30 protein-coding genes and 1 pseudogene are annotated in these 25,263 nt (G+C 63.6%); 17 read left to right on the forward strand and 14 right to left on the reverse strand.

All coding sequences use genetic code 11. The annotated features are described in order from the left end of the window. Window positions 1-39: 39 nt before the first annotated feature. From AC5E6W_RS15510 to AC5E6W_RS15560, 11 genes are all read left to right on the forward strand, one after another. On the forward strand, window positions 40-849 hold the full coding sequence (locus AC5E6W_RS15510; protein ID WP_491753223.1) for a DUF3037 domain-containing protein: 810 nt from the start codon (window positions 40-42) through the stop codon (window positions 847-849). A 99-nt stretch (window positions 850-948) separates the two neighbouring features. After that, window positions 949-2,274, forward strand: coding sequence for a phage portal protein (locus AC5E6W_RS15515; protein WP_491753224.1), 1,326 nt, complete (start codon window positions 949-951; stop codon window positions 2,272-2,274). A gap of 94 nt (window positions 2,275-2,368) precedes the next feature. Then, on the forward strand, window positions 2,369-2,959 hold the full coding sequence (locus AC5E6W_RS15520; protein WP_491753225.1) for a hypothetical protein: 591 nt from the start codon (window positions 2,369-2,371) through the stop codon (window positions 2,957-2,959). 63 nt (window positions 2,960-3,022) lie between these two features. Continuing rightward, the gene (locus AC5E6W_RS15525) at window positions 3,023-3,454 is read left to right on the forward strand and encodes a hypothetical protein (protein ID WP_491753226.1); all 432 of its coding nucleotides are present in this window, start codon (window positions 3,023-3,025) and stop codon (window positions 3,452-3,454) included. A gap of 173 nt (window positions 3,455-3,627) precedes the next feature. Next, complete coding sequence (locus AC5E6W_RS15530; protein ID WP_491753227.1) at window positions 3,628-4,599, forward strand: hypothetical protein; 972 nt, start codon at window positions 3,628-3,630, stop codon at window positions 4,597-4,599. Window positions 4,600-4,741: 142 nt separating this feature from the next. Next, on the forward strand, window positions 4,742-5,338 hold the full coding sequence (locus tag AC5E6W_RS15535) for a hypothetical protein (protein WP_491753228.1): 597 nt from the start codon (window positions 4,742-4,744) through the stop codon (window positions 5,336-5,338). Between the two features lie 2 nt (window positions 5,339-5,340). Next, complete coding sequence (locus AC5E6W_RS15540; protein ID WP_491753229.1) at window positions 5,341-5,733, forward strand: hypothetical protein; 393 nt, start codon at window positions 5,341-5,343, stop codon at window positions 5,731-5,733. A 127-nt stretch (window positions 5,734-5,860) separates the two neighbouring features. Next, complete coding sequence (locus tag AC5E6W_RS15545; protein ID WP_491753230.1) at window positions 5,861-6,367, forward strand: hypothetical protein; 507 nt, start codon at window positions 5,861-5,863, stop codon at window positions 6,365-6,367. Further along, window positions 6,364-7,311: a hypothetical protein gene (locus AC5E6W_RS15550; RefSeq protein WP_491753231.1), complete on the forward strand. Its 948-nt coding sequence runs from the start codon at window positions 6,364-6,366 to the stop codon at window positions 7,309-7,311. The genes AC5E6W_RS15545 and AC5E6W_RS15550 overlap by 4 nt, the downstream gene beginning before the upstream one ends. A 114-nt stretch (window positions 7,312-7,425) precedes the next feature. After that, window positions 7,426-9,831, forward strand: a complete 2,406-nt coding sequence (locus tag AC5E6W_RS15555; protein WP_491753232.1) for a hypothetical protein — start codon at window positions 7,426-7,428, stop codon at window positions 9,829-9,831. A 37-nt stretch (window positions 9,832-9,868) separates the two neighbouring features. After that, complete coding sequence (locus tag AC5E6W_RS15560; protein ID WP_491753233.1) at window positions 9,869-10,090, forward strand: hypothetical protein; 222 nt, start codon at window positions 9,869-9,871, stop codon at window positions 10,088-10,090. A 119-nt stretch (window positions 10,091-10,209) separates the two neighbouring features. On the opposite strand, the gene sucB is transcribed toward AC5E6W_RS15560, so the two are convergent. The 5 genes from sucB to lpdA all read right to left on the reverse strand — a co-directional run bounded on the left by sucB (window position 10,210) and on the right by lpdA (window position 15,008). Continuing rightward, on the reverse strand, window positions 10,210-11,826 hold the full coding sequence (sucB, locus tag AC5E6W_RS15565) for a 2-oxoglutarate dehydrogenase, E2 component, dihydrolipoamide succinyltransferase (protein WP_491753234.1): 1,617 nt from the start codon (window positions 11,824-11,826) through the stop codon (window positions 10,210-10,212). A 117-nt stretch (window positions 11,827-11,943) separates the two neighbouring features. After that, window positions 11,944-12,675, reverse strand: a complete 732-nt coding sequence (gene lipB / locus AC5E6W_RS15570) for a lipoyl(octanoyl) transferase LipB (protein WP_491753235.1) — start codon at window positions 12,673-12,675, stop codon at window positions 11,944-11,946. Between the two features lie 16 nt (window positions 12,676-12,691). Continuing rightward, window positions 12,692-13,168: a nuclear transport factor 2 family protein gene (locus AC5E6W_RS15575; protein WP_491753236.1), complete on the reverse strand. Its 477-nt coding sequence runs from the start codon at window positions 13,166-13,168 to the stop codon at window positions 12,692-12,694. Window positions 13,169-13,352: 184 nt separating this feature from the next. After that, window positions 13,353-13,568, reverse strand: a complete 216-nt coding sequence (locus AC5E6W_RS15580; protein WP_491753237.1) for a type II toxin-antitoxin system HicB family antitoxin — start codon at window positions 13,566-13,568, stop codon at window positions 13,353-13,355. 18 nt (window positions 13,569-13,586) lie between these two features. After that, window positions 13,587-15,008, reverse strand: a complete 1,422-nt coding sequence (gene lpdA, locus AC5E6W_RS15585; RefSeq protein WP_491753238.1) for a dihydrolipoyl dehydrogenase — start codon at window positions 15,006-15,008, stop codon at window positions 13,587-13,589. A 193-nt stretch (window positions 15,009-15,201) separates the two neighbouring features. Here lpdA and AC5E6W_RS15590 point away from each other — a divergent pair, with 193 nt between their 5' ends. Next, window positions 15,202-15,660, forward strand: coding sequence for a lysozyme (locus AC5E6W_RS15590; protein ID WP_491753239.1), 459 nt, complete (start codon window positions 15,202-15,204; stop codon window positions 15,658-15,660). Between the two features lie 68 nt (window positions 15,661-15,728). Beyond that, window positions 15,729-16,694, forward strand: a complete 966-nt coding sequence (locus AC5E6W_RS15595) for a nucleoside hydrolase (protein WP_491753240.1) — start codon at window positions 15,729-15,731, stop codon at window positions 16,692-16,694. Between the two features lies 1 nt (window position 16,695). Here AC5E6W_RS15595 and AC5E6W_RS15600 read toward each other — a convergent pair whose 3' ends face one another. The 4 genes from AC5E6W_RS15600 to AC5E6W_RS15615 are packed head-to-tail and all read right to left on the reverse strand — an operon-like array spanning window position 16,696 to window position 17,958. After that, a complete protein-coding gene (locus AC5E6W_RS15600; RefSeq protein ID WP_491753241.1) occupies window positions 16,696-17,127 on the reverse strand; it encodes an LIC_13387 family protein in 432 nt (143 codons plus the stop codon). Then, window positions 17,127-17,303, reverse strand: coding sequence for a hypothetical protein (locus tag AC5E6W_RS15605; RefSeq protein ID WP_491753242.1), 177 nt, complete (start codon window positions 17,301-17,303; stop codon window positions 17,127-17,129). Before AC5E6W_RS15605 ends, AC5E6W_RS15600 begins: the two co-directional genes overlap by 1 nt. Before the next feature lie 39 nt (window positions 17,304-17,342). Continuing rightward, the gene (locus tag AC5E6W_RS15610) at window positions 17,343-17,627 is read right to left on the reverse strand and encodes an SRPBCC family protein (RefSeq protein ID WP_491753243.1); all 285 of its coding nucleotides are present in this window, start codon (window positions 17,625-17,627) and stop codon (window positions 17,343-17,345) included. Continuing rightward, the gene (locus AC5E6W_RS15615) at window positions 17,605-17,958 is read right to left on the reverse strand and encodes an ArsR/SmtB family transcription factor (RefSeq protein ID WP_491753244.1); all 354 of its coding nucleotides are present in this window, start codon (window positions 17,956-17,958) and stop codon (window positions 17,605-17,607) included. The genes AC5E6W_RS15610 and AC5E6W_RS15615 overlap by 23 nt, the downstream gene beginning before the upstream one ends. A gap of 93 nt (window positions 17,959-18,051) precedes the next feature. On the opposite strand from AC5E6W_RS15615, the gene AC5E6W_RS15620 reads away from it, so the two are divergent. Continuing rightward, complete coding sequence (locus AC5E6W_RS15620; RefSeq protein ID WP_491753245.1) at window positions 18,052-18,573, forward strand: Uma2 family endonuclease; 522 nt, start codon at window positions 18,052-18,054, stop codon at window positions 18,571-18,573. On the opposite strand, the gene AC5E6W_RS15625 is transcribed toward AC5E6W_RS15620, so the two are convergent. The 4 genes and pseudogenes from AC5E6W_RS15625 to AC5E6W_RS15640 all read right to left on the reverse strand — a co-directional run. Next, window positions 18,570-18,995, reverse strand: a complete 426-nt coding sequence (locus AC5E6W_RS15625) for a hypothetical protein (protein ID WP_491753246.1) — start codon at window positions 18,993-18,995, stop codon at window positions 18,570-18,572. The genes AC5E6W_RS15620 and AC5E6W_RS15625 overlap by 4 nt on opposite strands. Next, entirely contained in the window at window positions 18,992-19,978 is a 987-nt protein-coding gene (gene hemB / locus AC5E6W_RS15630; RefSeq protein ID WP_491753247.1) for a porphobilinogen synthase, read from the reverse strand. Before hemB ends, AC5E6W_RS15625 begins: the two co-directional genes overlap by 4 nt. Before the next feature lie 93 nt (window positions 19,979-20,071). Beyond that, window positions 20,072-20,659 (reverse strand): hypothetical protein, encoded by a 588-nt coding sequence (locus AC5E6W_RS15635; protein WP_491753272.1) that lies wholly within the window; start codon window positions 20,657-20,659, stop codon window positions 20,072-20,074. A gap of 6 nt (window positions 20,660-20,665) precedes the next feature. Continuing rightward, a pseudogene (locus tag AC5E6W_RS15640) lies at window positions 20,666-20,899 on the reverse strand (zinc ribbon domain-containing protein); the annotation flags it as partial. Between AC5E6W_RS15640 and AC5E6W_RS15645 the strand changes: the two are divergent. Beyond that, the gene (locus AC5E6W_RS15645) at window positions 20,880-23,354 is read left to right on the forward strand and encodes an endonuclease MutS2 (protein ID WP_491753248.1); all 2,475 of its coding nucleotides are present in this window, start codon (window positions 20,880-20,882) and stop codon (window positions 23,352-23,354) included. The pseudogene AC5E6W_RS15640 and the gene AC5E6W_RS15645 sit on opposite strands and share 20 nt — an antisense overlap. Window positions 23,355-23,404: 50 nt before the next feature. Further along, on the forward strand, window positions 23,405-23,917 hold the full coding sequence (locus tag AC5E6W_RS15650; RefSeq protein ID WP_491753249.1) for a YybH family protein: 513 nt from the start codon (window positions 23,405-23,407) through the stop codon (window positions 23,915-23,917). Window positions 23,918-23,937: 20 nt separating this feature from the next. Here AC5E6W_RS15650 and AC5E6W_RS15655 read toward each other — a convergent pair whose 3' ends face one another. Continuing rightward, on the reverse strand, window positions 23,938-24,411 hold the full coding sequence (locus tag AC5E6W_RS15655) for a hypothetical protein (protein ID WP_491753250.1): 474 nt from the start codon (window positions 24,409-24,411) through the stop codon (window positions 23,938-23,940). Window positions 24,412-24,610: 199 nt separating this feature from the next. On the opposite strand from AC5E6W_RS15655, the gene AC5E6W_RS15660 reads away from it, so the two are divergent. Beyond that, window positions 24,611-25,228, forward strand: coding sequence for a biliverdin-producing heme oxygenase (locus AC5E6W_RS15660; protein ID WP_491753251.1), 618 nt, complete (start codon window positions 24,611-24,613; stop codon window positions 25,226-25,228). Window positions 25,229-25,263: the final 35 nt, after the last annotated feature.

The raw sequence follows: 25,263 nt of genomic DNA on the forward strand, positions 1-25,263 counted from the left end.
TTGCATAAGGAAATGGTGTGAGCGGCAAGGGAGGCGATTGTGGCGGAGCGACTGCGGTGTGAGTTTGCCCTGATTCGGTATGTGCCGGATGTGGCGAAGGGCGAGTTCACCAATATCGGCGTTGTGCTTCGGGCCGAAGGCGCGGAGGCGGACGTGCGGTTCACGCGCGATTGGAGCCGCGTCCGCTGCATGGATGCACACGCGGATATCGATCTGCTGGAGTCGTTGGAGTCGGAGATAGCGGAGCGGCTGCATGGGGGCGATGTGGGGGCGGTGAAGCCAGTGCTGACGGTGCTCGAGGATTCGCTTTCGAACAGTGTGCAGATGAGCGAGATGCGTGGGGCGCTGGCTGAGAATCTGTCGGCGGAGATGGACGCGCTGATGCGGCTGTACGTGGAGCCGCTGAAGGTCGTGGAACGGGCAAGGAGGACGTCGGGGCGAGTGGCCATCGTGGGGCAGATGCGGGAGCAGTTCGAGCGCGCAGGGGTTTGGCGGTTGATGCGGAAGAGGATTCGGGCGGCGGAGTATACGCAGGCTGGGGACCCATTGAAGCTGGACTGTGGCTATCGCAACGGCGTGGTGAAGATGTTCCAGGCGGTGTCTCTGGACGCGGACGTAGAGGCGGCGAAGAGCCTGGCGTATTCGGCGAGTACGCTGCGCGAGGGTGTACGGCGGGTGGATGCGGCGGAACTGGAGCTGACTGCGATCGTGGAACCGATTACGAGTGCAGGCGATGAAGAGCAGTACCGGTTTGGGGTTCGGGCGATGGAGCGGGAGGCGATTCGGGTGATGACCGTGGGGGACCTGAGCAGGATCGCAGAGACAGCGCGGCGGGAGATGAGGGTCTAGAGGAAGCGCTTCGCGTCAGCCTGCTGCGCAAGATAGCGCTTTGCGTTAGCGGCTGCGCCGTTAGGGGCTGGGTTGGGGCCGCAAGGATCGTGTCGGGGCTTGAGTGATAGACAGAACGGTGAAGGACGAAGCAAGGGCGCGAGCTATCGCGCCCTTTTCTTTGGCCGCGACGGTTCGCAGGAGTTTGGAGGGGTGATGGGGTTGGGGATGGTGGTGAAGCAGGCGTGGGACTGGGTGGCGGGCGTGGAGGCTGCGGCGGGGGAGCGCAAGACGACGTCGACGCCGCTGGGGCTGAACTCGATCTTTGCGCCGTTCCGGGGGAATGGAGTGCAGAACATGCCTCCGCGACCGACGGCGGTCAACCTGCGGAGGTTTGCGGAGACGCCGGTGGCGCGGCGGGCGATCAATGCGATCAAGGACCGTATTGCCTGCATGGACTGGCGTGTTGAGGCGAAGCCGGGTGTGGGCGGGGACGAGACGGGCGATCGTGCGGAACGCATTGCTTCGCTGGTGCGCTCGCTGGAGGCGCCGAACGAGGGAGACAGTTTTCGCACACTCATCGAGCAGGTGATCGAAGATACGCTGGTGGGCGGGTTTGGCGCGGCGGAGTTGGAGCTCACGGGCGATCCTCGAAGACCGGTGCTGCTGTATCCGGTGGATGGGGCGTCGGTGCAGGTGAATGCGAAGTGGACGGGAGCAGCAGACGAGCCCAGGTATGCGCAGGTGACGGGCAAGGTGGGCGCGGACTCAACGATGCCCTTGCTGGACAGCGAGCTGATGTACGTGCGGCTCAATCCTCGGTCCCACACGGTGTTTGGCCTGGGGAAGCTGGAGGTCGCGTTCGAGACGATCTCGCAGTTCCTGAGCGCGAACCGGTATGCGAGCCGACTGGCTTCGAACTCGGTGATGCAGTTTGCAATCTGGGTGAATGAGCGGACGCCGGAGCAGCAGGAACGGCTGATCGGCTGGTGGCAGGACGAGGTAGAAGGCAGTGGCAGGGTGCCGTTCCTGAGCTCAGAGCAGAAGCCGGAGGTGCTGCGGTTCAACGGCGGCACAGAGGCGGAGCTGCACATTGGATGGCAGCAGTTCCTGGTGGGGATGATTGCCAACGCGTTTGACCTCCCGGCCATGATGCTGGGAGCGGAGCAGGGGGTGAATCGCGCGACGGCACAGGAGCTGGCGAACGAGGCATTCCAGAATGCGGTGGTGCCAGTGGCGCGGCTGATCGCCGAGCACCTGACCCGGGATGTGATCGCGAAGAGGCTTGGGTGGGAGGACCTGCGGTTCTGCTGGAACGACCTGGATGGAAAAGATCCTCTCACGGAGCTGCAGGTACAGATGGAGCTGCTGAAGAACGGCGTGCTCGATGTGGATGAGGTCCGGGCGATGCGTGGGCTGTCAGCGATGGGGAACTCTGCCAGCTAAGCGGGCTTGGCATGGATCAGCCAGATACGAGTTTAAGGAGGTGGGTGTGGAAGATGTGAGCCGGTTGCGGCGATGTGTGCGGGAGGGGCGTAGTGTGCGAGCGCTCTCGATGCAGGCGATGGCGGTGGATTTTCCAGAGGTAGCGGGCCATCCGAATCGGCTGCCATTCGAGGGCTGCCTGACGCTGGTGGACGAGGCGAGCGACCGGGCACCGAATGGAGCTCGCGGACATCGCGTGATCCTGTCGCGCGGTGCAGCGCAGGAGGCGTTGCCGAGTCTGCTGGGGATGGCGGTGGACTACAAGGCGGGTTGGGATGGGCACAACGCACGGCAGAAGTGCGGGATCATCACGGCGGCGCACCTGGAATCCCGCGGGGAAGGCAAAAAGCTTCTGGTGAGCGGATATCTGTTTGCGAGGGACTTTCCGGAGTTTAGCGGGGGGGCGCGATGCCGGGACAAAGCGCGTGTGGAGGCCGGGGGACTGCCGACGGATGCGGCGATGGGGATGAGTTATGAGCTGGCGGATGCTCACGTAGAAGATATGCGGGCTCCGGTGTGGAAGCTCACGCAGGCCACGTTTACGGGAGCGGCGATCCTGTTGCGTGAGAAGGCCGCGTATCGGGGAACGTCGTTCCGGGTGGGTCGGGGTGGCGGACAGCCCAAGGCCGAGGCACTCGTGGCGTAATGCCCTCTTGAGAGCCTGCCGGGGTGTGCATATGGGGAAATACGACGCCCACGGAACGAACGTGTGACGAGGACAGTGAAGGGATGGGGTGCGATGAAGCCGGATGGAATGAATGAGGTGGGCGTGGTCGAGATGATGGAGAAGCTGGCAGAGGTGGCGCGGTCGCTGGAGCGGGCAGCCGAGCGGATGATGCAGCAGCAGGTGGAGCTGGCGGCCTCTGCCGAGGGCACCGTGAGCCGGATCGTGGCGACGGTGGAGTCGGCGCGGGAGACGGAGCTGATGCGCAGGCTGGAAGAGGCGGAAGCGAAGATCTCGCAACTGACAGCATCGGCGGGAAGGAAGACGGTGTCCTCAGGCACGGTGAACATGCTGGCGAAGCGCGGTGTCGAACTCGACCGCGTGGAGGCGGCGGTGCTGGATGCCGCGCTGGTTGGGCTGAGCATCGAGCAGCGCATTGCGGTGAAGTCGGAGTTGATGCGCGCGGGGTTGGTTTAGAGACAGCGGTTTCGCCGTTAGCCGAGCCGCGCTCGGTTAGCGCATCATGTCAGCCGCTTCGCGGATAAGCGGATCCAGACACCGAGGAACGATAACGACGAACGGGCGCGGCTTCGGCTGCGCCCTTTGTCTTGAGCGCTTGTGCGCGACAGGAAGAGACACAGGAGATGGGAATGAACGTGAAGTTTACGGAGATCAACGCAGCGGCAGACTATATCGGGCCGGGTGCGATTGAGGTGCCGCTATACCAGTCGGAGATTACGGATCTGGTGCGGCGTCGCGGTGTGTTTGGGCAGCGCATCAAGCAGGTTCCGGCGACGGGTCATCCCTCGCGTTACTTCGAGGAGACTGCGATCCCAATTGCGGCGGCGTCTTCGGCGTTTGTGAATCCGCGGTCGATTGCGGCGCCGACGGTTCAGCCGACACGGATCGAGAACAGTGTCCCGTTGAAGGCGCTGGTGGCGCAGATCAATTACAACCTGTTCGATATCGAGCTGGGAAAGCAACAGAGCCAGTTCGCCTATCTACAGGCGAAGGACCTGACTGACACCGTCGATGGGCTGCTGCGCACGCATGACCTGGCACTGTGGAGTGGCACGGATACGAGCCTGAGCTCGCCGACGACACCGCAGTACTACGGTGTGGCAGCGCAGATTGCGGCTGGCGGCAACTCGGCGACGATCACGACTTCGCAGAGCATCGTGGATGGCCTGAAGTCGACCATTGCCTTGATGCTGGCGAACACGAACTTCGGTGTGCGGCCGACAGCGATCTATGCGAACCCGGTGCTGCTGGATTTGATCGACCGGGAGATGAAGGCCGAGTTCAACGTGGTGCTGAACACGAAGCCGATCGAGGGTGGTCTTACGGTGAAGACACTGTCGACGCAGGCGGGTGACATTCCGCTGATTCCGGAATGGACGCTGGGCTACACGGGCACTCCGGGCTCGGGGTCGGCGGTATTGCCGGCGTACATCGTGACGGAGGACCTGATCGAGTATCACTGGCTGGGCGACGCGAATCCGCGGATCTTCCAGCTGGGGCTGCCAGGGTCGCTCGCAAGCCAGTATGTGGCGGTGAAGTTCGGCGCACCGGTGGTGAAGGGTGCGAGCTACGCACATTACCAGGTGCTGGTGGATCGATAGGAGCAGCGGCGAAGCCGCCAGCGAAAGGCGTTAGCGCTTCGCGTTGGCGGCTTCGCCGTTAACAGCATGTGATGGCTGGCCCGGGTCGCGGCACTCGGAGCTGGGCACCCAGTGACGTGCAGAGAAAGAGAGTGAGGAGCCGATGGGATATCTGTTGCCTGCGGACTATCCGTTGTATGGATTGCCGGAAGACACGGCCGACGCGTGGGTAACGATGGCGTCGGCGATGATGGAGGGTTTTTGCCGACGGCCTTCGTTGATGAGTGCGAGCTATACGGAGCGGATGCGTGTGCCGGTGCGGTCGCAAAAGGTGCGGCTGAGCTATGGTCCTTTGATCAGCGTGGATGCAGTGCAAGCGAAGTATGCCGTGGAAACGGAGTTTCATGAACCGCTGCTGGGGGTCTTCGCGAGCGCGTTCGGCTTGCCGGGGACGTGGGTGACGGTGGACCCGACAACGCTGGATGTGAGCCTGCCGACGGGGGAGTTTCAGTTTGCGTGGAACGTGATGGGGCTGCGCTACGGCGAAGCCGAAGTGACCTACACTGCCGGGCTCACGACGACGCCGGATACGGTGAAGGCGGCGTGCGCGCAGATCGTGCGAAATGCGCAGGCAACGCCGGGGCTGAATGTGAAGTCGGCCAAGATGGACACGTTGCAGACGGAATACTTCAGCGACTCGCTGTTGGATGCGCAGGTGCAGTCGATGCTGCGGCCCTTTGTTGCCGAGAGGGTGGGGTAACGATGGCGTCGTCGATTGGTACGGGAGCTGAGCGGGTAGCCGAGGCCCTGTTGCGCACTGCCGGGGGGCGCAGCGTGCTCTTGCGTATGCCGGCTCCGGCGGTGAGCGGGGCTGATGCGGAGCAGCTGGGGCTGACGACACCGGAGTTTCAGGATGAGGTTTTGTCACCAGTGGTGTTTCGTAAAGCGGATGCGGCGACGTCGGAGATGCTGGTGAGCGCGGAGGCGATGCTGCGGGTGGCAGGCACGCTGGCGTACGACTCTGTGGACGTGTTGCTGCAGGGCGCGCTGGGAATCGTGGTGGACGACGTGGTGTGGGCGATCACCTCGGTGAGGACGATGCAGGCGGAGGGGAAGCCATACTGCTATGGAGTGATGGTGTGGCGGCCAAGTTAGCCGTGGAGGACGGTCGATCCAGTTGCGAGTGATGTGCTGTGAGTCTCGAGTTGTCCGGCCCGGGACGATAGAAGCGGATCCTTCGTTGCGGCGCACCTCAGGATGACAAGGACAGATCGGAGTGGATGTGCAGAACGCGAAGGATACGTTTTATGAGGTGCTGCGCGGACGATTGGCAGCGATCAATCCCGAGCGGACGGTGGTGTTGCGCGGGGTGACGCGACCGGGCGTGGAGGTGCTGGAGAACGAGATGGTGAGTGCGTTTTCGCTGCCGGATTGCTTTCGAGTGGAGTGGGGAGCGGTGTCCGTGGATTGCGAGGGGGCGATGCCGGCGGTTGCGATGGAATGTGCGATCGAGTACGAGACCGCAGGTACGGGGCTGAATGCGGGAATGGATCGCGGGCGAATGCTGTCGGCGATGGATGGAGAGTTGCTGGCGGCAGTGAATGCGTGTCCACACAACGCGGCAAAGATGAATTACGCAGGGCTGGAGCGGGGCGGGAGCGCGACCGTGATGGGCACGAATGTGTGGTGGGGCGCGCTGAGCTTTGGCAAGGTAGCGGTGAAGAAGGATCGTGTTGGCCGAATTGCGAGCTTGATCGTGATGAGCTACCAGGAAGTGGGTGAGCTGTGAGCGTGGCGACGGAGACGATGGCTCCCGTGGTGGAGCGGGTGCGTGCGTACTTTGCGCCGGTGAACCGAGGGGCAATGCAGCCGACGGTCTTTGATCCGGCGCAGGAAGGCGGGTTTGCCCTTGGAGCACCGCCTGCCCCTTGGTTGGACCTGGGATGGATTCGTGGGTTCGCGCGAAAGAGTGCGACGAAGGTTGAGCCGGTGCTGGCGGGGGCCCCACTGTCCGCGCAGGTACAGGTTCGTGCAGAGATTGGCGCGACGGTGGAATGCGCGTTCGAGAGCTGGGGCAAGTTGCAGCTGGCGCTGGCATGCGGAACGCAGCAGATGAATGTATTGAAGGCAGCTAGCGGAGCGACGCCGGAGGGCACTGGCGGCACAGCGGTGAGTGCGGTACCAATCGGTACCGGATCGACCGCGACTGTGCTGCAGCTGGGAGGAGCGGGGAGCGGGTTCAGTGCCGGCGACCTCGTGGCTGTCGATGTGGACTACGCGGGACAGGTGGGTTACCTGGGCAGCGGTGTGAGCGGAGCATATGTGCGAACGGCACTGACGGATGTGGACTACATCCGCAGGGTGACATTGAACGTGGAGCGCATTGCGGCGATCAATACGACGACGGGCGCGGTGACGCTCGAGAGTCCGCTGATCGCAGGGGCTCCGACGAGCGGGATGAAGGTGAGCGGCGTGGTGGGGTTCTGCGACCGCGAGGGATCGAGTTTCTTTCAGGAGTGGTCGGGGGTGTTTGTCGCGGAGGGCCAGCAGGGCGCTCGGGTCCTATGGCACTATCCGCGGCTGCAGGCGATGAGTGGGATCGCGGAGAGCTTCGACAAGGCTGCGGGGGGCTTCGAGGCAGTGCGGCTGGCGGCTTCGTTTCGGGCGTTGCCGGTGAAGGATCCAGTGGATGGCGAGACCGTGGTTTGCTTCCGGAGTTATGTGGCGGGGTAGCAGCGCTTCGCGTCAGTCTCGCTCCGCAAGGTTAGCGCTTCGCGTTGGCGGCTCCGCCGTTAGCGATGGATGAGTGCATCGCCTGCAGTCTGTCGAGGGATGAGCTTGCCAGCAATGAGCGCCGGGAACGGCGTTCTGGGAGGGTGTGTGCGGATTACGATCGACAATCTCGATGGGCTGGGTGCTGTGGACTACACGGGAAGCGTGGCGGCGGAGGGGCCGATCACGATTCAGCGTGGGCTGAATGTGCCGTCGCGATGCACGTGGGAGATTGTGCTGGGGCTGGGTGGCCTGGCGACGCCGGTGCGGCATGCGCGGGTGGTAGTGACAAGCGATGCAGCGGTGGTTTTGTTCACGGGTTATTGCGCGACGGAACCGGTGAGTACCTATGCGGGAGAGGCGTCGCAGGGCGCGGTGTACCGGGCTCGAGTGACGGCGGGGAGCGATGAGTGGCTGCTGGATCGGTTGGGGTCGGGGACAGTTGCCGGATCGTTGACGGGACTGTGGCTGACCGGCGGCTCACTGCTGCAGTTGCTCACGGCACGCGCGCAGGCAGGAGGGCCCTCGGTGGTGAGCGTGGCGACTGGTGGATCGTTGGCTCAGACCGGTGCGGTGGTGGCTCGGCCTGCTGCGACCTGGAGCGAGAATGCAGGCCTGAGCGCCGGCGCGGGATATGCGGCGTACCGTGTGGTGAGCGGAACGGCGTCGGTGCAGACAGCTGGTGCGGTGACTCACAGCTTCAGCGATGCGGATGGCTCGCTCTCGGTAAGTGAGTTGGCGACGAGTGTGGTGCGCGATCTAGCCAATGATGTGACGATCTCGGGCGCTGAGGAGCCTGTGGTGTATGCGCAGGAGATCTTCGAGGGCGATGGAACGACGACGGTGTTCACCTTGAGCGAGGAAGCGTTCCGCGAGACGACGCGGACGCTCGTGCTGGATAGCTTCAACGAAGCATTGCTGAACCCCGCAGTGTGGACGAAGGTAGATCCTGGGAGCCATGTGACTCTGGGCGCCGGCGGGTTGGTGCTGAGTGGTGGCAACGGCTTCGATGGGCAGACGACGGTCACGGCTGTCGATGCGATCGAGATGGGTGGCAGCGTCGTGGTGCAGATGGGGGGCGTGAGTTTCGGTGCGACGTCCGATGGCATGCTCGGCGGTATGTACCAGGGTATGACGACGCTGGCGAACTGCTTTGCCGGCTTCCGTGTGCGGCAGGCGAGTGGCGTGACGGTACTGGTCCCGGTGGTGGGTGGCGTAGAGATGGGCACAGTGTTCACGCCGGTCGCGGGCCATGAGTACACCTTGCGCATGCGATTGCATTGCGTGGAACAGCACAGGGTCCCGCAGGTCTACTACGCGATGGTGAATGGCGTGGTGGAGAGCTTTGGCAGCGCGAGCGGAATTGCCGCTCCGATGGATGTGGTGTTCGAGCTGGTGGATGAGGGCGCGGCTTCGAACACGCCGGCTACGGTGTTGTATGACTCCGCCGCGGTGAGTGCGCCGGTGGCGTCTACTCCGGCGCTCTGCACGTTCGTGGTGGCGAACTCGACGAACCTGTTTGTGAGCGTAGGCTCGGTACTTGTCACGAGGCCCGGAAGCATGTGGGTGGTGAGCACGCTGCCAAGTGGCGTGGTGCAGACACGGTTGATCGGGATTGCGGGGCAGGGATGTGATTGCGAGGCGACGTATGGGACGTCGACGGGTACCGCGGCAAAACTGACGTTCTTTGCCGGACGCGTTCCAGTAGCGGGCGAGCGCGTGACCGCGTCCTACCGCACACGTGGACGAGCTGTGGCGAGGCTGCAGAACGCGGCAAGTGTAGCGGCGGAGGCGGTTGGTGGCGCGGCGGGGACGAGCCGGTGGATGGGCAAGGTGCTGGACCCGCCCGCTAGAAGCAGTGTTGATTGCGAGAGCGCGGCAGAAGCTGTGCTGGCATTTGCGACGACGAGATCTTGTGCGGTGTCGGGCGAGTACAAGGCCGTAAACCCGACGAGCGATGTGTGGCCGGGCGATGTACTGGCGGTGACGAGCTCGGGAGTAACAACGTCGCTGCTGGTGCGAAGCGTGGAGATCAGAGATGGGCAGAGCGTGCCGGAAGTGCTGCGCTATGCGATGAAGTTCGCCAACGACTGGGCGACGGAGTATGCGGATGGGCTGGGGCTGAAGTTAAGCGAAGCGATTGCGCCCGACGCATACCTGCCGCCAATGGCGGCTACGGGGCCCGGCCAGGTGCTTGCGAACCTGCAGCACCTGGCCGTAACGAGTTTGTCGTCGACGGCGATTGGCGTGAACGCGGGAGTAATGCCACCAGCGGGTGGAGGCTTCGAGGTTCGAAGAGCTGACTGGCAGTTCGGTGTGGGCACCGATGTGGCGGACCTTGTCCTGCGGAGTCCGGTGGCAGGCTTCACGATTCCGCGTGCGGCGCAGGTCGAACGGTACTACGTGCGGATGTACGACGCGAGCACGCCGCCGGTGTACTCGCGGTTCTCCAGTGCCGTGATCGTGAACTGGCCGGTGTAGGCAGCGGCTTCGCCGTTAGGGTGGATAGGAGTAGAGGATGTCGGAGTTCGAGGGGCAGGTGTTACGGGAGTTGAGTGCTCTGAAGTCACAGATGAATCAGCTGCTGGGAATTGGGCAGCCAGGAAGGCTGCATGAGATCGAGAAACGCGTGGCATCGCACGAACGAAGTGTGCAGAGGTTGAAAGGGCTAGCCGGAGCAATGGGAGTACTGCTCACCGTGGCGCATGTTGTCGTGACCTGGTTTGCGGACAAGCGGTAACGAGTGCTGAGTTACGAAATGCAGTGTCTCCCGCTGTGCTCCCGATGATGGAACGAAAGAAAGGGGATGAGCAGATGCTCATCCCCTTTGTGTTGTTTACGCTCGTGGGAGCTAACTTGCTAGCCGATGTCTTCGGACCAGTTCTCGAGATAGCTCTTGAAGTCGGTCATGAACTTGCCAGCGTCGGAACCGTCGATGATGCGGTGATCGAAGCCGAGGGTAAAGCGCTGGATCGAGCGGATCGCGATCGACTCGTTGCCTTCCTTGTCGGTGAGGACCATCGGCTCCTTGTTGAGGCCGCCGATGCCGAGGATAGCGGACTGCGGCTGAGCGATGATGGGGGTTCCGAACTGCTCGCCGAAGATGCCGGAGTTGGTCAGCGTGAAGGTGCCACCGGCAACATCATCGGGAGCGAGCTTCTTGGAGCGGGCGCGATCGGCGAGGTCGACGATGGAGCGCGCGATGCCAAGAAAGTTCTTCTCCTCGGTCTGCTTGATGACGGGAACGATGAGGCCCCACTCCAGCGCGACGGCGATGCCGATGTTGATGTTCTTGTTGTAGAGGATCGCGTCGCCCTGGGTGGCCGCGTTGACGATCGGGTGCTTGCGGAGGGCCTGCACGGCGGCGCGGGTGATGAAGGGCATGTACGTGAGCTTCACGCCGTTGCGCTGCTCGTACTTGTTCTTTTCCTTCTCGCGCAGCTTCACGATGCGGGTCATGTCCACCTTGAAGACGGTGTGGACGTGCGCGCTGGTCGCCTTGGACTCCACCATGCGCTTGGCGATGATGGCGCGCATCTTGGACATGGGTACGAGCTCGCCGGGCTGCGGCGCTGAAGACGGGGCTGCGGGAGTCGCGGGTTTCGCGGCAGGAGCCGGAGCTGCAGCGGCAGGAGCGGGAGCCACTGCGGGCTTGGCGCCGGAGAGGTGACCGAGGATGTCTTCCTTGGTGATACGCCCGGAAGTGCCGGTGCCGGGGACAGCGGAGAGGTCGACCTTGTTCTCTTCGGCGATCTTGCGGACGAGCGGCGAGGAGCGCGGTGCTGTGCCGGCGGAAGCTGCTGGAGCCGGGGTTGCAGCGGGTGTAGGAGTCGCTGCCGGAGCAGTTGCGACAGGCGCGGGAGCCGGCACAGGAGAAGACGCTCCGCCGCCGATGACGGCGACGATGCTGCCCACCGAGACGGTCTGGCCTTCCTGCACCTTGATCTCGGTGAGGACACCGGCGGCAGGCGAAGGGATCTCGGCGTCGACCTTGTCCGTGGAGATTTCGAAGATGGGTTCGTCGCGAGCGACGGTGTCGCCGACCTTCTTCAGCCACTTCGTGAGCGTGCCCTCGGTGATGGACTCACCCATCTGGGGCATTGGGACGTCGGTGCCGGGACCGGCAGCAGCGGGCGCCATGGCTTCCTTCGTCGCCTCGATGTCGCGGGCAGCGACGGCCTCAGCCGCGGGAGTGACGGTGTCGATCTTGAGGTCGGCGGGAGCCGCAGAGGCGCCGCCGGACTCATTGATGCTGGCGACGACAGTGTTCACCGTGACGGTGGCGCCTTCCTGCACCTTGATCTCGCCGAGTACGCCGGCTGCGGGCGAAGGGATCTCGGCATCGACCTTGTCGGTGGAGATCTCGAAGAGCGGTTCGTCGCGAGCGACGGTGTCGCCGGGCTTCTTGAGCCAGCGGGTGAGGGTGCCTTCAGTGATGGATTCGCCCATCTGGGGCATGACTACGTCGATCGGCATCGGGAAAAGGTCTCCGAGTGGGGTGTCGAGGGGGTGGGCCGCGCGGTGCGTGCAGCGGCCCAGGTTGCAACTGCTGATTATACGGCGGGGGTATGTCGGACCGTCGGGACGGTTCGTTTAGCGGACTTGGTGTGCGGAAAGTAGCTCTTCCAGGGAGTCTGAGGCTAGCACCTGGCGCTGGAAGACGCGGCCGAAGTTGGCGGCGGCTGAGTCGGCGGCGCGCTGGAAGGTGGGTGGCTCGGGAAGCGGGGTCTCGTCTTCGATGGACGTGACGTCGCGGTCGGCGATGCCACAGGGGATGATGAGCTGGAAGTCGCGCAGATCGGTGGTCACATTGAGCGCGAAACCGTGTGACGTGATGCCGCGGGAGACATGGATGCCGATGGCGGCCACCTTCTTCTCCAGCACGGAACCGCCGGCATAGGTCCAGACGCCGGTGCGGCCGCAGATCCGTTGCGTGGGGACGCCGAAGTCCTTGCAGGTAAAGATCAGAGCCTCTTCCATGAGCCGGACAAAGTCGACAGGACCAAGGAAGGGGCCTCGTTTGCCGGGAAGATCTCCATGGAGATCGAAGATGGGGTAGCCGACGAGCTGACCGGGGCCGTGGTACGTGACTTCGCCGCCGCGGTTGGTCTCGTGGAGGGCGACGCCGCGCTGGGCCAGGAGCTCATCGGAGGCAAGGATGTTGGCGCGCGTCGCGTTGCGGCCCAGGGTGAGCACGGGCGGATGCTCCATGAGCAGCAGGGTGTCGCCAACGGCGCCGGCTTTGCGGGCCTCAACGACCTCGTGCATGACGCGCAGGCCCTCGTCGTAGGGAACGCGGCCGAGTTGGAGCAGGTGCAGGATCATGGATTCGTGGGGCGCGCTACAGGCCGAGGTCAGAGAGGCCGGGGTGATCGTCGGGACGGCGTCCCTGGGGCCAGTGGAAGAGACGCTGGGCTTCGGTGATGGCGACATCGTTGATGCTGGCGTGGCGGGCGGCCATCAGACCGTTGGCTTCGAACTCCCAGTTCTCATTGCCGTAGGCGCGAAACCACTGCCCTTCCTCATTGTGCCACTCGTAGGCGAAGCGGACGGCGATGCGGCTGCCGGTGAAGGCCCAGAGCTCCTTGATGAGGCGATACTCGTGCTCGCGTTCCCACTTGCGGGTGAGGAAGGCAATGATCGCGTCGCGGCCGGTGAGGAACTCGGAGCGATTGCGCCAGCGGCTGTCAGGCGTATAGGCGAGCGCGACCTGCGCGGGGTTGCGGCTGTTCCAGCCGTCTTCAGCCTTGCGAACTTTCTCTACGGCGGTCTCGTGAGTGAACGGTGGAAACGGCGGGCGGGATTCGATTCCAGACATAAGTACCTCCAGACGATCTGGGGCTATCTTCTAGCGACGCCAGGCATCAGTTCGGCGATCTCATTGTGGCGCGGGACAGCCTGCATGGCGCCGTTAGCTGTATTCACCCACAACGAGTGTGCTCCGCCTTCGCGCTTCAGGTAGCACCCATGAAGACGTAGATGACGCAGCAGGTCCTCGCGCTTCATGCAACTTTGATGAGTTCTCGGACTGCTGTCGCCGGGACACCCCGAAGGGCGTCCTCGCGACGGTCATCGAGGATCAGTGCGATGGCCTGAGAGAGGCTTTCCCGGCACTCTTCTATCGTTTTGCCCTGGCCATTGGCTTCGGGGATCTCTGGGCACCACGCGACGAACCAATCGCCGTCACGTTCGATCACAGCGGTGAACTCGTTTTGCATGGTGCCCTCCAAAATCGTTTACGCGTTGATCGCCATACCCTCGACTGAGGAGTACGCGTCGAGCAGGCTCTCCGCGAGCGTCGGGTGGGCGTGGATGGTGAACATCAGCTCTTCCACGGTGGCCTCGAGTTCGAGCGCGACGACGCACTCGGCGATAAGCTCGGTGGCATTCGGGCCAATGATGTGCACGCCCAGGACTTCGCCGTACTTCGCGTCGGAGACGACCTTTACGAAGCCGTCATGCGAGTCCAGAATGGTCGCCTTGGAGTTGCCGACGAACGGGAACTTGCCGACCTTGACCTGGTACCCCTTCTCCTTGGCTTGCGCTTCGGTTAGGCCCACGCTGCCGATCTGCGGATCGGTATAGGTGCAGCCCGGGATCCGGTCCTTGCGGACGGGGCGGGCGTACTTGCCTGCAATTTTGGAGGCGACGACGACGCCTTCCATCGCGCCGACGTGCGCGAGCTGCGGCAGGCCGGCGACGATGTCGCCGATGGCGTAGACGCCGGGCTCGGTGGTCTCCATCCACTGGTTGACGGGGACGAAGCCGCGATCGAGCTGGATGCTGGTCTTGTCGATGCCGACATCCTGCGTGCGCGGACCGCGGCCTACGGCGACGAGGACCTTCTCGGTCTCCTTCACGACGGCCTTACCGGTGGAGTCGGTAAAGCTGACCTTGGCGCCGGTTTTGGTCTTCTCGATCTTCTCGACCTTGGCCCCGGTGTGAACGTCGATGCCGCGCTTCTTGAAGGAGCGGGTGAGTTCCTTCGAGACGTCTTCATCCTCGACGGGAACCATGCGCGGCAGCGCCTCGACGATCGTGACCTCCGCGCCGAAGCTGCGGAAGATCGAAGCAAACTCCACGCCGACAGCGCCCGACCCGATAACAACGAGTGACTTCGGGAAGGTGGGCAGCGAGAGGATCTCGATGTTGGTGAGGATCGTCTCGTCGGCCTGGTAGCCGGGGAGCATGCGCGCGTCCGAGCCGGTTGCCAGCACGACCTTTTTGGTCTTCAGGGGCTCGACCTTGCCGTCAGCAGCGGTCACGTTGACGGTGAGGATGCCGTCCTTCGCCGGGCCGTCGATGCGGCCATAGCCGCGCACCACCGTGACCTTGTTTTTCTTCATCAGGAAGTCGAGGCCCTTGGTGTGCTTCACGATGATGTCGTTCTTGCGCTTGAGGACGTTGGTCCAGTTCAGCTTGGGCGCGGCAACGTTGTCGATGCCATAGCCGGCGGCGTGGCCGATGTGGTCCCAGATCTCGGCGGAGAAGAGCATCGCCTTGGTCGGGATACAGCCCACGTGCAGGCAGGTTCCGCCGAGCACGTTGGTTTTCTCGATGAGGGCGACCTTCAGGCCGAGCTGTCCGGCGCGGATCGCGCAGGTATAACCGGCCGGGCCACCGCCCACTATTGCCACATCAAACAAAGTTTCTGCCAAGGGAGTGCTCCGTTTCGCGGGAAATCGCGCTGTCCGCGCGGTCGCGCGGGGTTCGCTGATGACAGCCCAAGTTTACGACGCCAGGGGTGCCAACGCTATTCGATGTGCGAGTACCGGCTCACGATGCAACGGCTCGCACAGAAGAGTTTCCGGGCCTGGCGCGTGGCCGGAGCGACGGGAGGGAAGAGGGGGAATGACGAACAATTTTGGATATGGTGCGGCGGGACTGGAGCTGACCAAGAGCTTCGAGGGGTTGCGGTTGACGGCATACCACGATGTTGCGGGGATCTGGACCATCGGCTACGGCCATACCGGCGCAGACGTGCATGAAGGGCAGACCATTACGGAGTTCGTCGCGGAGGCGCTGCTGCGGGCGGATGTCGCCCCATGCGTGGCGTGCGTGAATCGTGCGGTGGAAGCGCCGCTAGCCCAGCATCAGTTCGACGCGCTCGTAGACTTTGCATTCAACGCGGGGCGCGGAAGCCTTCTGAAGTCGACCCTGCTGCAGAAGGTGAACCGCAGCGACTTCGAGGGAGCAGCAGTGCAATTCGGGCTCTGGACATACGCCGGTGGTGTCCAGCAGCCGGGGCTGGTTCGGCGCAGGAAGGCCGAGGCGGCGATGTTCCGCGGCGAAGCGGTTACGGTGGCATGAAACGTTGTGTCCGAAGACACGATGGTGAGTGTGATCCTCGCGTAGCTTGTACCTAGAGGTCCCACACGATGGCACGGACTGTTCTGATCGACACGGATACCGCCTCGGACGATGCCGTCGCGTTGATCATGGCGTTGCGCTCGCCGCAGATTGAAGTCGCGGCCATCACCGTAGTTGCCGGCAACGTGCCCGTGGAGCAGGCGGTGAGCAACGCGCTCTATACCGCGGAGCTGTGTGGCTCAGACGTGCCTGTGTTTGCGGGATGCGATGGCCCTCTGAAGCGCGACCTGGAGTCTGCGACCTGGTTCCATGGCGAAGATGGCCTGGGCGACCTTGGCTTCCAGCCGATGCGGCGCACCGCAGAGCCTGGACACGCCGTACATGCGATCTCGTCCGCAGCTCTGGCCAATCCAGGACTCGAGATCATCACGTTGGGACCGCTGACCAACCTGGCAACGGCGTTGCTGCGCGACCCGAACATCGCGAATAACATCAGCCGCTGCGTCGTGATGGGTGGCGCCCCGTGCTGCGAGGGCAACGTGACACCTGCGGCGGAATTTAACATCTGGGTCGATCCCGAGGCCGCTCGCATCGTGATGCACTCCGGTATGCCCATCGAGTTGGTGGGATGGCAACTCTCACGGCATAACGCGGCGTTGAACGCGCACGATATCGAGCAGGTACTGGCACTGGATACTCCGCTGGCTCGGTTTGCGATTGCATGCAACAGCCGTGCACGCGAGGCCTACCTCGAACAAACGGGCGAGCACGGCATCTCGCTGCCAGATCCCATTGCCATGGCGATTCTTCTCGATCCCACGCTGGCGCTCGAGGCAAGCGTGCATGATGTCGAGATCGAGTGCGAGAGCAACCTGACGCGTGGCATGACGGTTGTCGACCGCTTGAACGTGACCCGCGATGAACGTAATGCGCCGCGCTGGCGTGAGGCGCACGAGCATGGGCGGCCAGCGAAGATCGTATGGAAGCTCGATGTGCCGGGATGGAAGCGGCTGTTGCTGGAGTCGCTGCGCTAACTCAGGAGCCCGCAGCTTCGCGTCGTGCAAGCAACGTTGCAATGCTCAGCAGCAGGACAAGCAGCAGGCAGAAGGACACCTGGGGAACGCCGAAGTAGCGCCAGGCAATGATCGCTCCCGCAATCTGGACCGAAGCAAGCGCCGATCCGATGGAGACCGCATGTCGGGCAGCATTGCGCACCATCGTACCGAGCGTCCAGGCAACAAAGGCTTCAAACACCAGTGCCGCAGTAACGAACAGCCCGAAGCCCCGATAGAAATTTCCATAGCTGTAAGTCGCGCCCTTGAGTGTGAAGTGCACGCTATCCATGGCATCGCGCACAGCGATCCCTTGCACCGTCGGAGGCACGAATCCCAGAAATCCTACGGTGTGCAGCGCTGCGAAGATCAGCAACACGCCAGCAGCCATGCGGAAGAAAACAATCGATCTCATTACGCCCCCCTTTCCTTGATTTCAGCCTTTGCCTTGTAGAGCCGCAGCAGTCCGCTCCAGCCTCCATCGCCGCCCACCTGGCCCCGCATGGTCGCTGCTCCCTCGCCGTGACGTTCAAAGTGCCGATGCTCCAACGCGACCAGTGTCTTGCCATCAGCTTGCGCCGTAAACGTCACCTCAACCTCGCTGCAGCGCGCTGTATCAGCCTCAAACTGCTACTGTGGCGAGACCTGCCACGCCATCACGAAGCGATGTGGCGGATCCCACACCAGTACCTTTCCCCACTGCACGCTGCTGCCGTCCTCATGTTCGCTGTAGCAGCGTCCGCCAATGCCGGACTCCATGGTGGAACGCGTCATGGGCGATTGCCCAATGTGATGCGTGCGCGGCCACCACGCGTCGAGCTCCGCGGTAAAGACCTCAAAGGCCAGCGCAGGATCGGCATCGACGAGAATGCTGACGGCAACAGGCGCGATCTCAGGAACGCTTGCGTGCGGCATGGGCTTTCTCCTTGGCACTCTCTTTCGCGGCCCGTTCTTCAACCTTCGTTTTGAAAGACGTCAGTGCACCCGTCCAGAACCGCTCGAAGTAGCGGCGCAGCTCCTCAAATCCCCGCGAATCGATGCGGTAGACACGGCGCGTGCCCTGCGCCTCGACCGCAACCAGCCGCGCGTCCTTCAGCACCTTGAGGTGCTGCGAGATCGCCGGCCGGCTGACCGGGAAGTGCTCCGCCAGCTCGCCAACCGAACTCGGCTCGCGCAGCAGCCGCTCCACAATCCCACGCCGCGTGGCATCGCCAAGGGCATCGAGCTGGATCTCTTGGTAAGCCATAACTAACGGTAAGCTACTACTGACGCATGGAGGCGTCAAGAGGCTGGTCTGGACGTTCGTCCCGGCGTAATATCTCTTCCACGAGGTGCGCCCATGGCCGCTGCGACCCATATCTCGGTGAGCGAGTACCTTCGGACTACCTATCGGCCCGACCGTGACTACGTAGACGGCGAACTGAAGGAGCGGAACGTGGGAGAGCAGCCGCACGCGCATCTGCAGAGCATTCTTGCCGGTATCTTCCAGAACAATCGCAAGGCGTGGGGTATCCGACCGCTCACAGAACAGCGGTTTCAGATCACACCCACGCGCTTCCGCATCCCTGACGTGATGGTGCTGCGCAACACTGACTCCAAGGACGACATCGTCGCCTTCGCACCGCTCCTCTGCGTCGAGATTCTCTCTCGTGAAGACAGGCTGAGCGAGATTCGCGAGCGCGTGGCTGACTACATGAGCGTGGGAGCCAAGACAGCGTGGGTAATCGATCCGTGGCGGCGGGTGGCGTATGAGGAGTCCGCCGATGGCTTGAAGGAGCCGGCGGACGGAATGCTGCGCGTCAACGGAACGCCGATCGAGATTTCGATTGAGGCGATCTTTCGCGAGCTGGACGAGTTCTAGTGTCGTGGTCGGATGACGATGTCGCGGGGATCGGCGTCCTGCAGGGTAGCTGTAGCAGGGCAATTCCACTTGCGCAGCTGGCAGTTGGAGCACTTTCGCGCGAAACCGTTATGGCCGAGCCCGAATGGACCAAACGCGTAGAACCGGCTGCCGCAACGCGGACACCGGAAACGTGCCTGCACATTCCCGACCACCAAGAAGGCAAGCATATAGGCCACAAACGGGATGAAGGCTAGCCAACCCGGCAGGTGCCAACGTGCGATGACCCTCTCGGAAGGAAAACCCACCAGAACACCATAGGGAAGCCATCCCAGGAACAGGCCCCAGCACCACCGCGTGACGATGCGGTGCCGCCGCCAGGCCTTCTCGCAGTTTGCGAGGGGATAGCCGACGCGAACCGGCGAACGCTTCGTTTCGATCACAGCAGCTTGGCAGCATCCTTTGCAAAGTACGTCACGATGAAGTCCGCTCCGCCGCGCCGCAGGCACAGCAGGCTCTCGAGCATGGTGCGCTCGCGCTCCAGCCAGCCGCGTTCGAAGGCGGCCTGCATCATGGCGTACTCACCGGAGACCTGGTAGGCGCCCATCGGCAGGTCGAAACGGTTGCGGGCCTCGCGGATGACGTCGAGGTACGGCATCGCCGGCTTCATCAGCAGCATGTCTGCGCCTTCGGAGATGTCCTGCCCGATCTCACGCATGGCTTCGCGGAGGTTGGCTCCATCCATCTGATACGTGCGGCGGTCGCCGAACTGCGGGGCGGAATCTGCGGCCTCGCGGAACGGCCCGTAGAACGCGCTGGCAAACTTGGCGGCATAGCTCATCACGGGCATGCCGGAGTAACCGGCCGTGTCCAGTGCCGCGCGGATGGCGGCGACGCGGCCATCCATCATGTCGCTGGGGGCTACGATATCGGCGCCGGACTGGGCTTGTGCGACGGCCGTCATCGCGAGCAGCTCCAGCGTGGAATCATTCTCGACGACGAAATCGTCCTGTCCCTTTGTCACGATGCCGCAGTGGCCATGCGAGGTGTACTCGCACAGGCAGACATCGCCGATGAGGACGAGCTTCTTCGAGGCGGGTGACGCCTTCATCGCGCGCAGGGCCTTCTGCACGATGCCGTCCGCCGCGTAAGCTCCAGATCCAACGTCGTCCTTGCTCTCCGGCAGGCCAAAGAGCAGCACGCCGCCGATGCCAAGCCCAGCGCACTCCTCCATCTCCTTCACTGCCTCGTCGACGGAGACATTGAAGACGCCCGGCATGGAGCTGACGGGCTTGCGGACGCCCTCGCCCTCGCAGACGAAGAGCGGGTAGATCAGGTCATTGGGTTCAAGCGATGTCTCGCGAACCAGGTTGCGCATCGCGGCGGAAGAGCGCAGGCGGCGCAGTCGAGTTGCCGGGAATTCCATGCAACGATTGTAGGTCGCTTGCCGGGCAGCGGTTGTGACGAGCGTTACGCCGCCGCCGGGATTCGGCGGCGGCATTTTGCTTTGGTGCGATCCTTAGCTCTGCGCCGGGCGCGTGAGCCGGTCATACTCCATCCCGCTCAGAGAAGGTCCCAGCACCCAGAGCGTGTAGATACCCAGAGCCGTACCGAGCAGCGGGTGGATGAGCGCCCATACGCCGCACACCAGCGCCAGTCCGCGAGCCCAGGGTTGCCGCGACGAGAGGCCGTAGGCCGTCAGCGCCGCCAGCGCACACCAAAACAGCAGCGTGGTGATGGCGAACGGCATCCATGCGCCCATCCAATCCCCGCCCGGGTTCCAGCTGGCCCACTCAGAGTGCCGCGCCCAGGAATGAAACATGGTCAGGCCAAAGAACTTCGTCAGGAAGCGATAGCCCGCGAAAACACCCCACATCAACGCCAGCGTCTGCACATGCCGCGCGACGCGATTGGTATCGGGCACGACGGGCCGGAACGGAGCGCCCGCTCCATAGGGGAAACCATAACCCTGGCTGGCTCCCGGCCCGTAACCCGCGCCGAATCCTGCCGCCGGGCCCGCCCCGTAAACATTGCCGTAGCTGCCGGGCTGCGCCGGGGCAGGCTCTGGGGCCTGCGAAGTTCCGGTTGCCTGCTGTTGAGACATCATTACCGCTGCGCCGCAGCGCGAGCAGAATCGCGCTTCCTGGGGCAGTTCCAAACCACAACGAGTGCACTGCATGGCCTTCCTCCGGCGAGGTTGCGAACCGCTCTCGCTTCCGTCGCCCACGAAGCTTCTTACGCGGATTGCAGGCCGCCGGTTCCGTGGGGCCACGGTCCGTTTCGGGCGGTTCTGAATCCCGGCTGCCGCAAACCGTATCCTTATTCCAGTGTCGCTGCAACCCTCCATCCCGTCCCCCCTCTCCGAGTTCGCTATTTCCGCGCTGCAGTGGGACCAGTTTCGCGAGCGCCTCTCCGGGCGCACGATGTCCCCACTCGGCCGCGACTGGATCCTCGCGCTCACGCCTTCCGCCGATGCCGAGTGGATCTACGCCCAGCAGGCCCGCAACGCCGAGATGCGCCGGCTGATCAGCGCTGGCCTCGCGTTCAACTTCCGCGGCATCATCGATCCCACCGACCTGCTCGACCAGGCGCGCATCGAGGGAACAGCGCTTGAGGCGCTTGAGCTTCGCCACATCCTCATCCACGCCGAGCGTGTGGAAGCCTGGCGCGCTCTGCTGGCCGATCCTCCCGACGGCCTCGAGGAGGCTCTCACTGCCACGCGCTACGCAGCCTTCGCCCTGCTCGAGGCTGATCTCCAGCCGTTGCTTCGCGCGCTCCAGGGCAAGATCGAGCCTGATGGTTCGCTCGCCGACGATGCTTCGCCCGAGTTGGCGCGGATTCGCCGCGCGCTGGAACGCCAGCATCGCGCCATCGAGCACAGCCTGCACTCCGCGCTGGCCAAGCTCGCAGGCGAAGGCTCCACGCAGGATTCGCTGATCACCGTGCGTGGCGAGCGCTTCGTCATCCCGGTCAAGAGTGAGTTCAAGCGCAAGGTCGGCGGCGTCATCCATGGCTCCAGCTCCAGCGGCCAGACGGTCTTCGTTGAGCCCATGGAGACCATCGAGCTCAACAACGAGCTCTCTCGCCTGCTTGATGAGGAGCAGGAGGAGATCCACCGTATCCTCGTCGCGATGACCCGCGCCGTGGCTGCGAACGCCTACACCCTTGCGCTGGGCGCAGAGATCCTTGGCGAGGCCGACGCGCACCAGGGCGTTGCCCGCTTCGCCGAGGACCTGCGCTGCGTCAAGCCCATCGTCGGAGAAGGCGCGGACAAGGACACGCTCTCCAAATTTGAGCTCGCTGACGCGCGCCATCCGCTGCTGGAGATGCGCCTCCGCGACCAGGGCTTTGAGATCACCCCACTCACGCTCATCCTGCCTGCCGATAAAAATCAGGTGATCGTCTCCGGCCCTAATACCGGCGGCAAGACGGTCTCGCTCAAGACCACCGGGCTGCTGGCCATCATGGCGCAGGCCGGTCTTCCGGTACCGGCTCGTACCGCCCGGCTGCCACTGTTCACCGCCATCTTCGCGGACATCGGCGACGCGCAGTCGATCGAAAACAATCTCTCCACCTTCTCCTCGCACATCACCAATGTCGACCGCATCGCGCGCCATGCCAACGCCTCTTCGCTCGTGCTGCTGGACGAGCTTGGCTCCGCGACCGATCCCGAGGAAGGTGCCGCGCTCGCGGTAGCTGTAGCTGAGCGCTTTCTCGAGCTCGGCTGCTGGTCGCTCATCACCACGCACCTCACCTCGCTGAAGATCTACGCAGCAAAACATGACGGCGTGCTCAATGCCGCCGTGGGCTTCGACGAGACGACGCTTTCGCCCACGTACGAATTGCGGCTCGGTGTGCCGGGTGCTTCTTCGGGCCTCAACATCGCAGCCCGTCTCGGACTCGACCCCACCATCGTCGACAACGCGCGTTCGCAGCTCACCACGCAGACCGCGGACATCGCGCGCTTCCTCGACGATCTCCATGCACAGCTCACCGCAGCCAACGCCGAGCGCGCCACGCTGGCCGAGCAACAGCGCGAGCTCGACCGCGAACGCGAGCGGCTGGCCAAGGAAGGCCGAGCCGAACTGCAGCAGCGTACCCGCGAGTTGGAACGCAAGCTCGAAGGCATGCTCAAGGACTTCGAGTCCCGCCTGCAGGAGATGGTGAAGGGCATCGCCGACAAGACCGTCGCGAAGAAGATCGCGCGCGATGCCGCCGTGCGCCTCGCCGGCCTGCGCCGTGAGACCACCGGCGAGTTCAAGTCCGCCGTCACCGAGCACCAGGAGGCCGGGAAGCCGCAGGCCGCGAAGGCTGCAGCGCCGACTGAGCGCGAGCTCGAGGTCGGCGATGCCGTGATGCTGCAGACCATGCAGCGCGAGGCCCGCGTCGATCGCCTCATCGACGACAAAATGATTGAGGTCGTCATGGGCTCGATGAAGATGCGCGTGCCGCGTACGGATGTGCGCCGTCTGCAGAAGCACGAGATCGAGACGCCGAGGACGAAGCACCGTGGCGGTGTCACCGTCTCCAGTGCCGCGCATGAGAGCCCCAGCGACGTGTCGTCGGAGATCAACGTCATTGGCCGCAAAGCTGATGAGGCTGAGAGCGAGGTCGAGCGCTACATCGAGCAGGCCTATCTCGCGGGCCTCAAGAGCGTGCGCATCGTGCATGGCGTGGGCATGGGAATCCTGCGGCGCACGTTGCGCGACTTCCTCCGCAATCACCCTCACGTCACGTCTGTCACGGAGCCGCCTTACAACGAGGGTGGCCAGGGCGCGACCATCGTGGAGCTGCGCCAATAGCGCCGTGTATAGTCGAACCGACCTGAACCCTTCCTCTTTTGGAGCTTCGCATGAGCGCCCCGATGTTCCGCCGTTTCGCTGCCGTCTTCGTCTCTGGACTGGTGCTCCTGACCACGGGTTGCAAGCTGCTTCCTGGCAGCTCGAAAGACCATGCTGCGGATATCGAGCGCGTCACCCAGCAAGACGCGGCATGGGTGAAAGCTGCGCAGGCCCACAACGTCGACGCCTGGATGAGCTTCTATGCTCCAGATGCTGTGGTGCTGCCTCCGAATGACAAAACGGTCAGCAATCCCGCCGCGATTCGCGCATACATCGGCGAGTTGCTCGGCATGACGGACCTCGTCATCGACTGGAAGCCGACAAAGGTTGTCGTCTCCGAGGCCGGCGACATGGCATGGCTTTATGGCATCTATAGCCTGCAGGCCAAAGAACCCTCCGGCCTGCCGATGAGCGATATCGGTAAGATTACAGAGATCTGGAGCAAGCAGCCCGACGGCAGCTGGAAGTGCGTCCTCGACGCATGGAGCTCCGACCTGCCGGTGCTTACTCCCGATAAGAAGTAGCACCAACCGCGTGTGTTTCCCTAGCGTGAGGCCATCTGCGCCATCCCGGTGCGAGTGGCCTCGAAGTACACGCCGCAGGCGCTGACGACGATGCGGTTTGGCCCGGCCAACAGCACGGAGTCGCCGGGCACCTCGGTCGTAGCACCAGTAATGTCCATATCCTCATGCTGCAGATCGACCTCGGTGACCATGCGGCCGCGGATCCCTACCTGCTCGAAGCTGGCGCTGCCCTGCTCGTCGCCGTTCTCCTTTGCGAACTGCTCGGCGCTCACGTTGCGCACGTCGATGTCACGCAGCTCGACCGTGCCGCCCTTCCAGCGCAACGAGCGAGGCGCATAGGTCAGCGTGGAGCCCACCAACTCACCCGCCCGTTCACGGCTCCAACAGGTGACGTTATGCGTAGGCAGCATGCGCGTGATGCGCCAGCTTCCTCGCAGGCCGGTTGGCAGCGGCTCCGCCGCCAAACTCTGCGTCAGCGCCGCCAGGATTGCCATCACGGCTGCAGCTCGCGTCGCGCAGCCTCCCAAATGCCTAAAGCCAGGCATTTCTTTCCTCCCAAAGCTCAAGTTCAAGGAATTTGATCGTATCCAACGCATCATACGATGCGGGCACACAAAAGCGTGGTTGGATCGCACCTCGCATCCACGCCCGCTGCTGAAACGTATCAGTTGTAGCGCTCGGAAAGGCCCCTGCATGAACCTCGAACACCTCCGCGAGCGCACGCGCCCGCAACACGACGCCACCGAATCCCAGATGCCGATCACTGCGCCGGACCTCACGCTGCCGGTGTACACCGGCTACCTGCGCGGGCTCTACGCCGCGCTCGCGCCATGGGAGACGTTCGCCCGGACACATTGTCCCGCATCCCTCGGGTCGCTGGTTGCAGATCGTTGCCGAACTCCCCTGCTGGAGCAGGATCTGCGCGCGCTGCGCAGCGGTCTTCCCGTGGTCGGTTCATTTGATGCGGCCGCCATTCCGGGCTTGGAGACTCCAGGAAGCCCAGCCTTCGTCGGGAGTTTCCTGGGAGCGATGTACGTCGTGGAGGGCTCGTCGCTTGGCGGTCAGTACATCGCCCGGCACCTCGCTGACACACTCGGTCTCACCGAAGAGAACGGTGCAGCCTACTTCCGCGGCTATGGAGATCGCACCGGCGGTCTCTGGCAACAGTTCAAGGCTGTGCTGGCGGAGCTGCCCGATGCGGACGAAGATCGCGTGGTCGTTGCAGCGCAGGCAATGTTCGCGTTGTTCGCGCGAACACTCTCTGCGTCCTCTCCCCAGACTCCGCAGCCGGAAATGGCATCTCTCTCGTAGGTCGGGCATTGCGTCACTGTCCCGCTTGTTGTCCT

The sequence above is a fragment of the Bryocella sp. genome (genome assembly GCF_058498515.1).

Excerpts from the sequence above, each read along its gene's own strand:
- AC5E6W_RS15595 (WP_491753240.1), top strand. The coding sequence starts at position 15,729 with ATGGCACGGACTGTTCTGATCGACACGGATACCGCCTCGGACGATGCC.
- AC5E6W_RS15590 (WP_491753239.1), top strand. The coding sequence starts at position 15,202 with ATGACGAACAATTTTGGATATGGTGCGGCGGGACTGGAGCTGACCAAG.
- AC5E6W_RS15635 (WP_491753272.1), bottom strand. The coding sequence starts at position 20,659 with ATGATGTCTCAACAGCAGGCAACCGGAACTTCGCAGGCCCCAGAGCCT.
- AC5E6W_RS15660 (WP_491753251.1), top strand. The coding sequence starts at position 24,611 with ATGAACCTCGAACACCTCCGCGAGCGCACGCGCCCGCAACACGACGCC.
- AC5E6W_RS15540 (WP_491753229.1), top strand. The coding sequence starts at position 5,341 with ATGGCGTCGTCGATTGGTACGGGAGCTGAGCGGGTAGCCGAGGCCCTG.
- sucB (WP_491753234.1), bottom strand. The coding sequence starts at position 11,826 with ATGCCGATCGACGTAGTCATGCCCCAGATGGGCGAATCCATCACTGAA.
- AC5E6W_RS15600 (WP_491753241.1), bottom strand. The coding sequence starts at position 17,127 with ATGAGATCGATTGTTTTCTTCCGCATGGCTGCTGGCGTGTTGCTGATC.
- AC5E6W_RS15530 (WP_491753227.1), top strand. The coding sequence starts at position 3,628 with ATGAACGTGAAGTTTACGGAGATCAACGCAGCGGCAGACTATATCGGG.
- AC5E6W_RS15620 (WP_491753245.1), top strand. The coding sequence starts at position 18,052 with ATGGCCGCTGCGACCCATATCTCGGTGAGCGAGTACCTTCGGACTACC.
- AC5E6W_RS15610 (WP_491753243.1), bottom strand. The coding sequence starts at position 17,627 with ATGCCGCACGCAAGCGTTCCTGAGATCGCGCCTGTTGCCGTCAGCATT.
- AC5E6W_RS15580 (WP_491753237.1), bottom strand. The coding sequence starts at position 13,568 with ATGCAAAACGAGTTCACCGCTGTGATCGAACGTGACGGCGATTGGTTC.
- AC5E6W_RS15575 (WP_491753236.1), bottom strand. The coding sequence starts at position 13,168 with ATGTCTGGAATCGAATCCCGCCCGCCGTTTCCACCGTTCACTCACGAG.
- AC5E6W_RS15615 (WP_491753244.1), bottom strand. The coding sequence starts at position 17,958 with ATGGCTTACCAAGAGATCCAGCTCGATGCCCTTGGCGATGCCACGCGG.
- AC5E6W_RS15555 (WP_491753232.1), top strand. The coding sequence starts at position 7,426 with ATGAGCGCCGGGAACGGCGTTCTGGGAGGGTGTGTGCGGATTACGATC.
- hemB (WP_491753247.1), bottom strand. The coding sequence starts at position 19,978 with ATGGAATTCCCGGCAACTCGACTGCGCCGCCTGCGCTCTTCCGCCGCG.
- AC5E6W_RS15535 (WP_491753228.1), top strand. The coding sequence starts at position 4,742 with ATGGGATATCTGTTGCCTGCGGACTATCCGTTGTATGGATTGCCGGAA.
- lipB (WP_491753235.1), bottom strand. The coding sequence starts at position 12,675 with ATGATCCTGCACCTGCTCCAACTCGGCCGCGTTCCCTACGACGAGGGC.
- AC5E6W_RS15650 (WP_491753249.1), top strand. The coding sequence starts at position 23,405 with ATGAGCGCCCCGATGTTCCGCCGTTTCGCTGCCGTCTTCGTCTCTGGA.
- AC5E6W_RS15655 (WP_491753250.1), bottom strand. The coding sequence starts at position 24,411 with ATGGCAATCCTGGCGGCGCTGACGCAGAGTTTGGCGGCGGAGCCGCTG.
- AC5E6W_RS15560 (WP_491753233.1), top strand. The coding sequence starts at position 9,869 with ATGTCGGAGTTCGAGGGGCAGGTGTTACGGGAGTTGAGTGCTCTGAAG.